Source organism: Sphingosinicella humi (genome assembly GCF_003129465.1).
Taxonomy (GTDB): Bacteria; Pseudomonadota; Alphaproteobacteria; order Sphingomonadales; family Sphingomonadaceae; genus Allosphingosinicella; species Allosphingosinicella humi.
The window spans coordinates 1470168-1483124 of record NZ_QFFF01000001.1; the positions used below are offsets into that span (position 1 = coordinate 1470168).

Consider the following 12957-nt stretch of genomic DNA (forward strand, 5'->3'; position numbering starts at 1 on the left):
CGGAACTCGCCCCGCCTTCTCTACGTTACGAGAAAACCTTTAAAATGCAGGGGTTTTCGTGTTCGACTTCGCCGCCTCTTCCGAGGTGCCTTCCTCCCTCTCCCTGCCACCCGGCCATTCGCTGATCTGTTTCTCGCATCTGCGCTGGAATTTCGAATTTCACAGGCTTCAATATCTGATGAGCCGCTTCGCCCGGAGCGGCCGGGTCGTCTATTGGGAGGAACCGGAGGAGGCGACGCCAGAGTGCGAGCCGGCGCTGGGCGTGCGCACCTGCGCAGAAAGCGGCGTCGTGATCGTCACCCCGTCCCTGCCCGAGCCGATGAAGCGGCTTGACCGGGAGGCGGCGCTACGGGCGCTGCTCAACGAATTCCTGACCGAGGAAGAGGGGCCGTTCATCCGCTGGTATTGCGATCCGGAAATGCTCTTGTTCACTCGCCACCTCGCCTCCGCCGCCACCGTCTACGACATGACCTTGCCCATAGCGGGGCGAGTGCCGGTGCTGGAGCGCGAGTTGAGACGCATAGCCCACCATATCTTCACCGGCGATACCGCCGCGCTGTGCGCGACGTTTGGAGAGCTGGCCCGTCGGCCGGATCCGACGCCGCTCACGCCGGTCAACGACCTGCTGCCGTCCGCTCTCGTTTCGGAGCCCCAGGCCGGCTGAGCGCCACGGCGCTGCCTTCGCGAAACCGCAGCTTGCGCGGTGCGCCGCGATATTGCACCGTCTTGCCTTCCTATCTCACCAGCATCAGCGCCGTCCTGGCGCGTCCGGGAGCATATCTTCATGGTCAAAGGCATCGCCGCCCTATCACTCTTCCTGCTCTCCACCACCGCGCTCGCCGCGGAGAAGGACGAGAAGAAATGGGATGTCGCCGCGCCGCCGATGCAAACCCGCCCGGTCAAGATCGACGTTACCGAGGGCACCTGGATGAACCTCGACGTCAGCCCCGACGGCCGCACCATCGCCTTCGACCTTCTGGGCGACATCTACACTATCCCGATCACCGGCGGAGCGGCGACCCGGATCGCGGCCGGGATCCCCTATGAGGTTCAGCCCCGTTTCTCGCCGGACGGCAGCAAGATCGCCTTCACCTCGGATCGCGGCGGCGGCGACAATATCTGGATCATGAACGTCGACGGCTCCAACCGGCGACAGCTGACCAAGGAGGAGTTCACCCTCCTCAACAATGCCACCTGGAGCCCGGACGGAAACTACATCGCGGCGCGCAAGCATTTCACCACGGGCCGTTCCCTCGGCACCGGCGAAATCTGGATGTATCACATCGGCGGAGGCGACGGCGTGTCGCTCGTCGAGCGGCCGAACAAGCAGTATCAGAAGGAATTGGGCGAGCCGATGTTCACGCCGGACGGCAAGAGCATCTATTTCAGCCATGCCACCACGCCCGGCAACATGTTCGAATATGCCGAGAACTCCAATGCCGAGCTGTTCGCGATCGACCGCTACGATCTCGACACGGGCGAGCGGACCAAGGTAGCCGGCGGGCCGGGCGGCGCGGTGCGCCCGACGCCGTCGCCGGACGGCCGCTGGCTCGCCTATGTGAAGCGCGAGCGAGCCAAGTCCAAGCTCTACATCAAGGACTTGCAGTCGGGCGCGGAGCGCAAGATCTACGACGACCTCGACCAGGACATGCAGGAGACCTGGGCGGTGCACGGCGTCTATCCGAACATGGACTGGACGCCCGACAGCCGCTCGATCGTCTTCTGGGCGGGCGGCAAGATCCATCGCATCGACGCCGATGGCTCCGGCCATGCCGAGATCCCCTTCTCGGTCTCAGATACGCGCGCGGTCGTCGATCCGCCCCGGCCCGAGGTGAATGTCTATAGCGACAGCTTCACCACCAAGATGCCGCGCTTCGCGACGCTGTCGCCCGACGGTCGACAGGTCGTGTTCGCCAGCCTCGGCCGGCTCTACGTCAAGGGCGTCAACGGCGGCGAGCCGCGGCCGCTGACGGCGCCGGATGGCGACTTCCAATCCTTCCCCTCATGGTCGCGGGACGGCTCGCGCATCGTCTTCGTCAGCTGGAACGACCAGCGCCTCGGCGAAATCCGCACCGTCGCCGCCGACGGCAGCGGCATGACGACCGTAACCAAGAATCCCGGTCACTACCGGCGTCCGCGCTTCTCGCCGGACGGCCGCACCATCGTGTTCGAGAAAGGCGAGGGCGGCGGCCTGACCTCAGAGACCTGGTCGGCGAACCCCGGCGTCTACCGCATTTCCACCGCCGGCGGCGAGGCGGTGCGCCTCACCACCGAGGGCGGCAATCCGCATTTCGGGGCATCGAATGACCGCGTCTTCATGGAGCTGCGCGAGGACGAAAAGCTGAAGCTCGTCAGCGTCGACTTGAACGGCCACGACAGGCGCGTCCACGCCCAAGGCGAGATGGTGATCGGCTATGAAGTGTCGCCGACCGGCAACTGGGTCGCGTTCCGCGAGGATTACAACGCCTTCCTGATGCCCTTCTTCGGCGGCGCCAAGACCATCGAGATCGGCGCCAAGGCGTCGCAGCTTCCGGTCACCCGCGTCAGCGGCGATGGCGGCCAGTATCTCCATTGGGGCGCGGGCGGCCGCACCCTCGGCTGGAGCCTGGGGCCGACGCTCTATTCGACCGATGCGGCGACCGTGACCCGCGCCGGCGACGACAGCGAATATACCGCGCCCAAGACCGGCGTCTCCCTCGCCATGACCGTGCCGTCCGACAAGCCGGACGGCCTCGTCGCCCTCACCGGCGCCAAGATCATCACCATGTCGGACGAGAATGGCGGCATCATCGAGGACGGGGTCATCCTCGTCGAGAACAACCGCATCCGCGCGGTCGGCCCGCGCGGATCGGTGGATATTCCGGCGGCTGCGAAGCAGGTCGACATGGCCGGCAAGACGATCATCCCCGGCCTGATCGACGCCCACGCCCATGGTCCGTACGGCGAGGACGATCTCATCCCGCAGCAGAACTGGCAGCAGCTCGTCCATCTCGCCTTCGGCGTCACCACCGCGCACGATCCTTCGAACACCGCGAGCGAAGTGTTTGCGGCGGCCGAGATGCAGCGGGCGGGGCTGGTCCTGATGCCGCGCTCCTTCTCGTCCGGCGAGATCGTCTATGGCGCCAAGGCGCCGGGCCGGTTTGCGGTCATCGACGATTATGCGGATGCTCGCGCCCATGTGCATCGCCTGAAGGTCCAGGGCGCCCATTCGATCAAGAACTACAACCAGCCCCGCCGCGACCAGCGCCAGCAGGTGGTGAAGGCGGCGAAGGATGAGAATATCGCCGTCGTCGCCGAGGGCGCCTCGCTCTACGGGCAGGACATCTCGCTGATCCAGGACGGCAACACGACGCTCGAGCACAACATCCCGCAGTCGATGCTCTACGAGGATGTGCTGAGCTTCTTCAGCCAGACCAAGGTGGGCTACACGCCGACGCTCGGCGTCACCTATGGCGGGCCGGGCGGCGAGCCCTACTGGATCCAGGAAAGCCAGGTGTGGAAGCATCCGCTGCTGACCCAGCATGTGCCGACCGACTATCTCAACGCCGAGCTCGTCCGCGTGGAGACGGCGCCCGAGGAGGATTATGCCGACCAGGTCAGTGCCCGCACCGCGGACATGCTGGCCGATCGCGGCGTCCCGGTGTCGATCGGCGCCCACGGCCAGCAGCAGGGCATCGCGGCCCATTGGGAGATATGGTCGTTCGTGCGCGGCGGCATGACTCCGCTGGAGGCGCTGCAGGCGGCGACCTCGGTGCCCGCCATGGCCCTCGGCTTCAAGGACATCGGCACCTTGGAACCGGGCAAGCTCGCCGACCTCGTCATCCTCGACGCCGATCCGCTGGTCGACATCCGCAATAGCGACGATGTGTCGAAGGTCATGCTCAACGGCCGCCTCTACGATGCCGCGACGCTGGCCGAGGAAGTGACCGGCACCAGCACGCTGCAACCCTATTATTGGGAGGACTGAGCGGGGCCGGTTGGAGCTGTCGGCGTCATCCCGGCGGAAGCCGGGACCCAAGACCATCGACGCATGTAGGTTCAGTGACGCGTCGATCGCATAAATTTTCAGCGCCTGTGTTCTTGGGTCCCGGCTTTCGCCGGGATGACGACAGGCGGGCGCCGTGCCCTCCTGCCGCTATCCGCATGGCCTTGCTAGGAATTCGGTAAGGCCTTTGAGGCATCTTCTCCCCAATTCGGGGGAGTGTGGGTCATGGGATTGCAGAAGAGAAATCTCGCGCTGGCCGGGGATCTGATCCCGCGCGCGCAGTCGAGGCTGGTCGAGCAGAGGTCGGAGCCGCGCCATGCCGACATCGTCGAACGCGCGATCCTCACCTTTCGCGGCCAGGAATTTCTGGTCCCCGTCGTCAACATCTCCTCGCGGGGCACCATGATCGAAAGCGACATCGTGCCGCGCATCGGCGAGTCCGTGGCCGTCCAGTTCGAGGGCTGTACCCGCATGCAGGCCTTCGTCCGCTGGATCCGCGAGGGCCGCCTGGGCCTCAATTTCGGCCATGAAATCATATTGGGATAACGCAACCATGTTCCTCACCCAGATCGTCCCCGACGGCGCCGCCGATTGCCGCCGCAGCGAGACCCGGCTTTCTGTCTCGACCGACGTCGCCCTGCGGCCGTTCGGCGCGACGGGCACCGAGGCGCGGCTCGTCAACATCTCCAGCCGGGGTTTCATGGCGGAAACCGACTGCGACATCGCCAAGGGCGCTCGCGTGTGGCTGACGCTGCCCGACGGCAGCCGCGCCAGCGCGCTCGTCATCTGGTCCAAGGACGGGAAGCTCGGCGCCCAATTCTCCGAGCCGATCGATCCGCTGGTCGTGTTCCAGGCGCTGGGGCGAAAGGCCTCGTCCGGCGCCAACCCGTTCGCTAAGGTCGCCCCAGCGCCGTCAGCACGTTCGGCAAAATCCCCGAAACCATCCGCTTGATCCCCTGAAAATTGGGGTGGATGCCGTCACCCTGCAGCACCGCGCGGTCGCCGACGACATTGGCGAGGAAGAAGGGATAGAGATCGGCGCCGTATTTGCCGGCGAGATCGGGAAAGATGCGATTGAACTCGGCGGCGTAATCCGGCCCCAGATTGGGCGCCGCTAGCATTCCCGCGATCAGCACCTTGATGCCGCGCCGGTCGAGCTCGGCGACGATTGCCTCCATGTTCGCGCGGGTCTGCCGGGGCGGGAGGCCGCGCAGCATGTCGTTGCCGCCCAGCGCGACGATGGCAAGATCCGGCTTTTCCTTGAGCCCGTCGAGCGTCCAATCGAGCCGCGCCCGTCCTGCCGCCGAGGTATCGCCGGAAACGCCGGCGTCGGAGACGAAGGCGCGGACGCCGTTGCGCCTCAGCGCTTCCTGCAGCTGCGGAACGAAGCCTTGGCCTTGGGGAAGCCCGTAGCCGGCCGTCAGGCTGTCGCCGAAGGCGAGGATGCGAATGTCCTGCGCCGCGGCGGGTGCGGCTAGGCCGAAAAACAGCAGCAGCGCCCAATGGACAAACAGCCGCCGCACGCCATATGCAAACGCTAACCCCATCCGGATCCTCTTCCCCTGCATGACCGATACCTACGTCATCGACGCGTCGAATGTCACTCTGTCGCTGGGCTCGGGGGAGGCGCGCGTCGACATTTTGCGCGGCATCGACCTTCGCGTCGCCAAGGGCGAGAGCGTCGCCCTGCTGGGCCCGTCCGGATCGGGCAAATCCTCGCTGATGGCGGTGCTGTCGGGGCTGGAACGGGCCAATTCGGGAAGCATCCGCGTCGCCGGCGCCGATTTCACCGCGCTGAACGAGGACGGGCTCGCCCGGGCCCGGCGCGGCCATATCGGCATCGTGCTCCAGGCCTTCCACCTGCTCCCCACCATGACGGCGCACGAGAATGTCGCCGTGCCGCTGGAGCTGGCCGGAGAGGAGGATGCCTTTTCGATCGCCGCTGAGGAACTGCAGTCGGTCGGCCTCGGCCACCGCCTCACCCACTATCCCGCCCAGCTTTCGGGCGGCGAGCAGCAGCGCGTCGCCATCGCCCGCGCCATGGCGCCGCGCCCCGACCTCATCTTCGCCGACGAGCCGACCGGCAACCTGGACGGCAAGACGGGCCATGCGATCCTCGATCTGCTCTTCGCGCGACAGACCGACACCGGCGCGACGCTCTTGGTCATCACCCACGATCCGGAGCTGGCGACGCGGTGCGGGCGGGTGCTGGAGATGCAGGACGGGCGGATTGTGGCGGACAGCGCCCAATGAATCAGGTCCGTTCGTCCCGAGCGAAGTCGAGGGGCGCTGGCACGGATTCATCACATGCGCCCCTCGACTACGCTCGGGACGAACGAGATAGCAGTGCGCCCGACGGCTTGAGGATGGCCTTTCGCCTCGCTCTGCGTGATCTCAGGGGCGGCCTCACCGGGCTTCGTCTGCTCGCCGTCTGCCTGTTTCTCGGCGTCGCGGCGTTGGCGGCGGTGGGGTCGCTGTCGTCGGCGATCGTCACCGGCCTTTCCGAAAAGGGTCAGTCGATCCTCGGCGGCGACGTCCAGATAGAAGTCGTCCAGCGCGCCGCCACGCCGCAAGAGCTCGCCGCCTTCCGGGCCGAGGGAGAGGTGAGCCACGTCACCCGGATGCGGGCCATGGCCGGCCGGCTCGACGGCGCCGACAGCCTTCTGGTCGAACTGAAGGGCGTAGACGACGCCTATCCACTCTACGGCCAACTCAGTCTCCAGCCCGGCGCGCTGGCCGCCCGCCCGTCCGGCAACGAGGTCGCCATCGGTCCCGAGCTGGCGGAGCGGTTGCGGCTGAAGGTGGGCGACAGCCTTCGCATCGGTGAGGCGTCTCTGCGCATCATCGGGCTCATCGCCGAGGAGCCGGATCGGGTCGGGCAGGGCTTCACGCTCGGCTCGACCGCATTGGTCGATCGCGCCGGCCTCGACGCGACGGGGCTCGTCCAGCCCGGCAGCCTCTACACGAGCGCTTATCGCCTCAGGCTGCCGGCCGGCGCCGATCTCGAGGCGGTGACGGAGCGGCTCGAGGAGCGCTTCCCCGACGCCGGCTTCGAGATCGACGATCGGACCAACGGCGCTCCCGGCACCCGTCGCTTCATCGAGCGGCTGGGACAGTTCCTGACCCTGGTCGGCCTCGCCGCGCTGGTCGTCGCCGGCATCGGCGTCGGCAATGGGGTCACCTCCTATCTCGACGGCAAGCGCGGCATCATCGCGACCCTGAAGCTGCTCGGCGCGACCAGCCGCACCATCTTCCTCTCCTATCTCATCCAGATCGGCCTCGTCGCCGCAGCGGCGATCATCGCGGGCCTTGTCGTCGGCGCGCTGGTGCCGTGGGTCGTGACGCAGATCGCCGGCAGCGCGCTGCCGGTGTCGCCGATCCTATCCTTCTATCCGCTGCCGCTCTTGATCAGCGCCGCCTATGGGCTGCTCATCGCCTTGGTGTTCGCGCTGCTGCCCCTGGCGCGGGCGCGCACCGTTCCCGCCGCGAGCCTCTTTCGCGGCAGCCTCGAACCGGTTCGCCGGCCCGGCTGGCGCCTGATTGTAGCGGTGATCGTGGCGGCCGGCCTCATCGCCGCCCTCGCCATCGCCACCGCCCGGGAGCCGGGCTTCGCCGCCGGCTTCATCGCCGCTGCGCTGGCGCTGCTCCTGCTCCTCACGCTGCTCGGCGGCCTCATCCGCTGGACCGCCGCCAAGCTGCCGCGCCCGAGGAACCCGCTCTTCCGCCTCGCCCTTGCCAATCTACACCGTCCCGCCGCCCAGACCGGCAAGCTCGTCGTTGCACTCGGCCTCGGCCTGACCTTGTTCACGACGCTGGCGGTGATCGAGACCAACCTGTCGGGCCAGATCCGCACCACCATCCCGGAGAAGGCACCGAGCTTCTTCATGCTCGACATTCCGGTCGAGGAAGTCGGCCGCTTCCGCACCCTCGCCATGAAGGCGGCGCCCGAAGGGGACCTCGTCACCATTCCGGCGCTACGCGGCTCGGTGGTCGCGATCGGCGACCAGCGCGTATCCGACATGGCGGAGATCCCGGAAGGCGCCTGGTTCCTGCGGGGCGACCGCGGCCTCACCTATGCGCGCGAGATCCCCGAGGGGAGCCGCGTCGTCGAAGGCGGCTGGTGGGCGCCCGATTATCACGGCGATCCGCTCGTCTCGCTCGACATCGAGGCCGCGCGCGCCGTCGGGCTGGAGGTGGGCGACACGCTGACCGTTTCCATCCTCGGCCGCGAGATCGAGGCGGAGATCGCGTCGCTCCGCGAGATCAACTGGGACACGATGGGCTTCAACTTCGTCATCGTCTTCGCGCCCGGGACGCTCGAGAACGCGCCGCACAGCTTCATGGCGACCATCTCGATGCCGGCGAGCGAGGAGCCGGCTTTCTCCCGCGCCGTCGCCAACGCCTTTCCGAGCGTTTCGGTCATCCGGGTCAAGGAGGTCGTCGAGACCGTCGCCGGGATGCTCGGGCAACTGAGCGTCGCCGTTCGCGCGGCGGCGTCGGTCGCGATCTTCGCCGGCATCGCCGTCCTCATCGGCGCGCTCGCCGCCAGCCGCCGCGCCCGCATCTACGACAGCGTCATGCTGAAGCTCCTGGGGGCCACCCGCGCCCGCATCCTCATGGCGCAGGCGATCGAGTTCCTGGCCCTCGCCCTCATCGTCGCCCTGCTCGCCTTCGGCCTCGGCGCGGGCGCCGGTTGGTATGTCGTGGTGGAGGTGCTGGAGCTCGAATGGGCGCCGGACTGGGGCGTCGTCGCGCTCACCCTCGCCGCGGGGGCGCTGATCACCTTGCTGCTCGGCCTGCTTGGCTCCCTGCCGGCTCTGGCCGCGCGTCCGGCTCGGGCGCTTCGCACCCTTTAATTCGGTCCGATCCGTCCTACTTCGCAACTGAAACAGCGACAGGAGGCCTCCGAAATGATCGATCTCTACACCGCCGCCACCCCCAATGGCTGGAAGGCCTCGATAACGCTGGAGGAGCTGGGGCTTCCCTACGAGCTGCACGCCATCGACCTTTCGTCGGGCGCGCAGAAGGAGCCCTGGTTCACCGCCATCAATCCCAATGGCCGCATCCCCGCCATCGTCGATCGCGGCAATGGCGACTTCGCCGTGTTCGAGTCCGGCGCGATCATGCTCTATCTGGCCGACAAGGTGGGACGGCTGATCCCGTCCGATCCGAAGGGTCGGTCCAGGGTCATTCAGTGGCTGATGTTCCAGATGGGCGGCCTTGGTCCGATGATGGGGCAGGCCAACGTCTTCAACCGCTACTTCCCCGAACGACTCCCGGCCGCCATCGACCGCTATCTGCGTGAGAGCCGGCGGCTCCTCGAAGTGCTCGATCGTCATCTCGCGGCCCATGAATATCTCGCCGGCGACTATTCGATCGCCGACATCGCCAATTGGTCCTGGGCGCACACCCATGAGTGGACCGGCGTTGACATTTCGGGGCTGGATCATCTGACGCGCTGGATGGACCAGATCGCCGCTCGGCCCGCCGTCGAGCGCGGCCGGGCGATCCCGCCGCGCGAAGAGGATAATGACGAAGCGCGGGTGGAGAAAGCTCGCGGCATGCTCGTCTGATCCGCCGCCAGCCGCTATAGGCCCTGCCCGAAGGAGACTCGCCCATGAACGAAATGACCCGCATATCCGCCCAGCCCGCTTATTCGGAAGGCGTCCAGAAGCTGCTGAAGCGGGAGCCGGCGCTGTTCATCGACGGCGCGTGGGTGAAATCCAGCCACGACAAGACGTTGCCGGTGTACGATCCTTCGACCGGGCGCGAGATCTCGACCATCGTCGACGCGTCGGACGCCGATGCGGACCGCGCCGTCGCGGCGGCCCGGACTGCGTTCGACGACGGCCGCTGGTCCGGCCTCGCGCCCTATGCCCGCGACCGCATCATCAACCGGCTCGCCGACCTCATCGAGCAGAATATCCCCGAGCTGGCCGAGCTTGAATCGATCGACAACGGCAAGCCGCGCAGCGCCAGCCAGAATTATGACCTGCCGAAATGCGTCCAGGCGCTGCGCTACATGGCCGGCTGGGCGACCAAGCTTTCGGGCGAGCATATCGAGCCGTCGGGGCACCCCACCGGCACCTTCCACGCCTATGTCCGCCGCGAGCCGATCGGCGTCGCGGTGCAGATCGTGCCCTGGAACTTCCCGCTGATGATGGCGGTGCAGAAGATCGCGCCGGCGCTCGCCGCCGGCTGCACGGTGATTCTGAAGCCCGCCGAGCAGACGTCGCTCACAGCGCTGCGCCTCGCCGACTTGGTCGCCGAAGCGGGCTTCCCGGCCGGCGTGTTCAACCTCGTCACCGGCCTCGGCGAGACCAGCGGCGATCGGATGGTGCGCTCGCCGCTGGTCGATAAGGTCGCCTTCACGGGCTCGACCGAGGTCGGCAAGATGATCAACCGCGCTGCCACGGACACGCTGAAGCGCGTCACCCTCGAGCTGGGCGGCAAATCGCCGGTCATCGTCCTTCCCGACATCGACATCTCGAAGGCCGGGGCGGGCGCCGCCCGCTCGATCTTCGCCAATGCCGGCCAGGTCTGCATTGCGGGCTCGCGGCTCTATGCCCACCGCGACATCTTCGACAAATTGCTCGAGGCGGTCGCGGAGAATGCCAGCAAGTTCAAGGTCGGTCCCAGCCTCGCGCCCGACACGACCATGGGGCCGCTGGTCTCGACCGAGCAGTTCGACCGCGTCATGTCTTATATCGACCAGGGCCGGAAGGCCGGCGCGTCCGTCTTCCACGGCGGCGACAGCCCGGGCGGCGATGGTTATTTCGTCAATCCGACCATCCTGGTCGACGTAAACCCCGACATGAGCGTGGTGAAGGAGGAGATTTTCGGTCCCGTCCTCGCTGCCCAGCGCTTCGACGATCTCGACGAGGTCGCCAGGGCCGCCAACGACACGCCCTACGGCCTTGCCGCCACCGTCTGGACCCGCGACGTCTCCGCCATGCACACGATGGCCGCGAAGCTGCGCGCCGGCATGGTCTGGGGCAACATCAACTCGGGCGCCGACACTTCGCTGCCTTTCGGCGGCTACAAGCAGTCCGGCTTCGGCCGCGAATCGGGCCGTTACGGCATCGAGGCCTATACCGAGCTGAAGACCGTCGCGATCGCGCTTTGATCCAATGCGGAAGCGGCGGCCCCGCGCCTGCGAGGCCGCCGCTTTCGTCCCTGACCCGCGAAAGTCAGGCTTCGGCGAGCGTCACATATTTGGTCGTGGTGACGGTGAGGCTGCCCGTGGCGCGCGGCTCCGGAAAAGCCCGGCCCTCCGCCTGATAGGTTTCGAGAACGGCCTCGAGCGCGCACAGCGCCTGCTCGCACGCCTCCTGGTCGTCGCGGCCGATCGCCCTCGCTTCCGGCACGTCCGGAATGGTCGCGATCACCATGCCGTCATAGCGGCCGGAGAGTCTCAGTGCGTAGCTCAGCATTCAGGGGCTCCTTGGAAAAAGGCTCCAGCTTCCGCGCATCCCGGCAAGGGTTACTGACGCGGCACGCCCGATCATCGATGCGGTATTGTCGACGCCATAGCGGATTTGCGAGCGATCGTGAAGGTTAGGGCGCCGGAAAAGCGCGAGCGCCCTCAGCACTCCACCACGTTCACCGCCAGGCCGCCGAGCGAGGTCTCCTTGTAGCGCTCGTTCATGTCGAGCCCGGTCTTGCGCATCGTCTCGATTACCTGGTCGAGCGAGACCCGGTGGGTGCCGTCGCCGACGAGGGCGAGGCGCGAGGCCTCTAGCGCCTTGACCGCGCCCACGGCATTGCGCTCGATGCAGGGCACCTGGACGAGCCCGCCCACGGGATCGCAGGTGAGGCCGAGATTGTGCTCCATGCCGATCTCGGCGGCGTTCTCGATCTGCGCCGGGCTGCCCCCCATCGCCGCGGTGAGGCCGGCCGCGGCCATCGAGCAGGCGACCCCCACCTCGCCCTGACAGCCGACTTCGGCGCCGGAGATGGAGGCATTTTCCTTGAACAGCGATCCGATCGCGGCGGCGGTGAGCAGGAAAGTGCGCACGCCTTCGTCCGACGCGCGCGGCGTGAAGCGCTGATAATAGCGCAGCACGGCCGGCACGATGCCGGCGGCGCCGTTGGTCGGGGCGGTGACGACGCGGCCGCCGGCGGCATTCTCCTCGTTGACGGCCAGCGCCCAGAGGTTGACCCAGTCGATCACGGTCAGCGGGTCGGACAGCGCCCGTTCGGCGCGTTCCGCCAACAGGCGATGAAGCGCCGGGGCGCGGCGTTTCACCTTGAGGCCGCCGGGCAGGATGCCGTCCGCCGCCATGCCGCGGTCGATGCAGCCCGCCATAGCGCCCGCGATGGCATCGAGCCGGCTGTCGATCTCGGCATCGTCCAGGGCGGTGCGCTCATTGGCGCGGGCGATCTCGGCGATGGTGAGTCCTTCCCGCGCCGCGATGGCGAGCAGCTCTTCGCCGGAATGATAGTTGTAGGGTGCGTCCCAGCCGCCCTCGGGCGGCGCATTGCGGGCGACGGTCGCCTCGTCCACGACCGCCCCGCCGCCGACGGAATAGTAGATCTTGCTGTCCAGGACTTGGCCGTCCGCGCCGACCGCGGTGAAGCGCATGCCGTTGGAATGGTGCGGCAGCCGTTCGCGCTGAAGAAAGCGCAGGTCCGTTCCTTCGTCGAAGGCGACTTCGTGCCTGGCGGCGAGTTTCAGGCGGCCGGTCGCGCGAATGTTCTCCACCATGAAATCGGCCGCGTCGGGATCGAGCGTGTCGGGTTGCTCGCCGGAAAGGCCGAGCAGAATGGCGCGATCGGTGGCGTGGCCCTTGCCGGTAAGGGCGAGCGAACCATAGAGGTCCACCTCCACGCGGGCGGTGGACGCCAGCAGCGCCTTGTCGGCCAACCCCTCGACAAAGTCGCACGCGGCCGTCATCGGCCCCATGGTGTGCGAACTGGAAGGACCCACCCCGATCTTGAACAGATCGAAGACACTGGCGACCACTGAGCTT

11 protein-coding genes are annotated in these 12957 nt (G+C 67.3%); 8 read left to right on the plus strand and 3 right to left on the minus strand.

Going from position 1 to position 12957, the window contains the following annotated elements; translation table 11 throughout:
• The first annotated feature begins 58 nt into the window (after positions 1-58).
• The 4 genes from DF286_RS07280 (at position 59) to DF286_RS07295 (ending at position 4937) form a co-directional block, all read left to right on the plus strand.
• Complete coding sequence (locus DF286_RS07280; RefSeq protein WP_109270824.1) at positions 59-664, plus strand: glycosyltransferase family protein; 606 nt, start codon at positions 59-61, stop codon at positions 662-664.
• Positions 665-784: 120 nt separating this feature from the next.
• Positions 785-3967, plus strand: a complete 3183-nt coding sequence (locus tag DF286_RS07285; protein ID WP_170303944.1) for an amidohydrolase family protein — start codon at positions 785-787, stop codon at positions 3965-3967.
• 243 nt (positions 3968-4210) lie between these two features.
• A complete protein-coding gene (locus DF286_RS07290; RefSeq protein WP_109270825.1) occupies positions 4211-4531 on the plus strand; it encodes a PilZ domain-containing protein in 321 nt (106 codons plus the stop codon).
• 7 nt (positions 4532-4538) lie between these two features.
• Entirely contained in the window at positions 4539-4937 is a 399-nt protein-coding gene (locus tag DF286_RS07295) for a PilZ domain-containing protein (protein ID WP_158274639.1), read from the plus strand.
• Here DF286_RS07295 and DF286_RS07300 read toward each other — a convergent pair.
• Positions 4879-5532 (minus strand): arylesterase, encoded by a 654-nt coding sequence (locus tag DF286_RS07300; protein ID WP_109270827.1) that lies wholly within the window; start codon positions 5530-5532, stop codon positions 4879-4881. The two genes, DF286_RS07295 and DF286_RS07300, sit on opposite strands and share 59 nt — an antisense overlap.
• Positions 5533-5551: 19 nt before the next feature.
• On the opposite strand from DF286_RS07300, the gene DF286_RS07305 reads away from it, so the two are divergent.
• The 4 genes from DF286_RS07305 to DF286_RS07320 all read left to right on the plus strand — a co-directional run bounded on the left by DF286_RS07305 (position 5552) and on the right by DF286_RS07320 (position 11111).
• Positions 5552-6238, plus strand: a complete 687-nt coding sequence (locus DF286_RS07305) for an ABC transporter ATP-binding protein (RefSeq protein WP_109270828.1) — start codon at positions 5552-5554, stop codon at positions 6236-6238.
• A 113-nt stretch (positions 6239-6351) separates the two neighbouring features.
• Positions 6352-8841 (plus strand): ABC transporter permease, encoded by a 2490-nt coding sequence (locus tag DF286_RS07310; protein WP_170303945.1) that lies wholly within the window; start codon positions 6352-6354, stop codon positions 8839-8841.
• Between the two features lie 54 nt (positions 8842-8895).
• Complete coding sequence (locus DF286_RS07315) at positions 8896-9558, plus strand: glutathione S-transferase family protein (protein WP_109270830.1); 663 nt, start codon at positions 8896-8898, stop codon at positions 9556-9558.
• 44 nt (positions 9559-9602) lie between these two features.
• Positions 9603-11111, plus strand: a complete 1509-nt coding sequence (locus DF286_RS07320) for an aldehyde dehydrogenase family protein (RefSeq protein ID WP_109270831.1) — start codon at positions 9603-9605, stop codon at positions 11109-11111.
• 64 nt (positions 11112-11175) lie between these two features.
• Here DF286_RS07320 and DF286_RS07325 read toward each other — a convergent pair whose 3' ends face one another.
• Both DF286_RS07325 and DF286_RS07330 read right to left on the minus strand, forming a co-directional pair.
• Complete coding sequence (locus DF286_RS07325; RefSeq protein WP_109270832.1) at positions 11176-11418, minus strand: type II toxin-antitoxin system HicB family antitoxin; 243 nt, start codon at positions 11416-11418, stop codon at positions 11176-11178.
• Positions 11419-11570: 152 nt separating this feature from the next.
• The gene (locus DF286_RS07330) at positions 11571-12950 is read right to left on the minus strand and encodes an L-serine ammonia-lyase (protein WP_109270833.1); all 1380 of its coding nucleotides are present in this window, start codon (positions 12948-12950) and stop codon (positions 11571-11573) included.
• Positions 12951-12957 lie beyond the last annotated feature (7 nt).

Bases quoted from the DNA above. Each gene is read 5' to 3' on its own strand.
- DF286_RS07285 (WP_170303944.1), top strand. From the start codon at position 785: ATGGTCAAAGGCATCGCCGCCCTATCACTCTTCCTGCTCTCCACCACC.
- DF286_RS07290 (WP_109270825.1), top strand. From the start codon at position 4,211: ATGGGATTGCAGAAGAGAAATCTCGCGCTGGCCGGGGATCTGATCCCG.
- DF286_RS07295 (WP_158274639.1), top strand. From the start codon at position 4,539: ATGTTCCTCACCCAGATCGTCCCCGACGGCGCCGCCGATTGCCGCCGC.
- DF286_RS07300 (WP_109270827.1), bottom strand. From the start codon at position 5,532: ATGGGGTTAGCGTTTGCATATGGCGTGCGGCGGCTGTTTGTCCATTGG.
- DF286_RS07305 (WP_109270828.1), top strand. From the start codon at position 5,552: ATGACCGATACCTACGTCATCGACGCGTCGAATGTCACTCTGTCGCTG.
- DF286_RS07310 (WP_170303945.1), top strand. From the start codon at position 6,352: ATGGCCTTTCGCCTCGCTCTGCGTGATCTCAGGGGCGGCCTCACCGGG.
- DF286_RS07315 (WP_109270830.1), top strand. From the start codon at position 8,896: ATGATCGATCTCTACACCGCCGCCACCCCCAATGGCTGGAAGGCCTCG.
- DF286_RS07320 (WP_109270831.1), top strand. From the start codon at position 9,603: ATGAACGAAATGACCCGCATATCCGCCCAGCCCGCTTATTCGGAAGGC.
- DF286_RS07325 (WP_109270832.1), bottom strand. From the start codon at position 11,418: ATGCTGAGCTACGCACTGAGACTCTCCGGCCGCTATGACGGCATGGTG.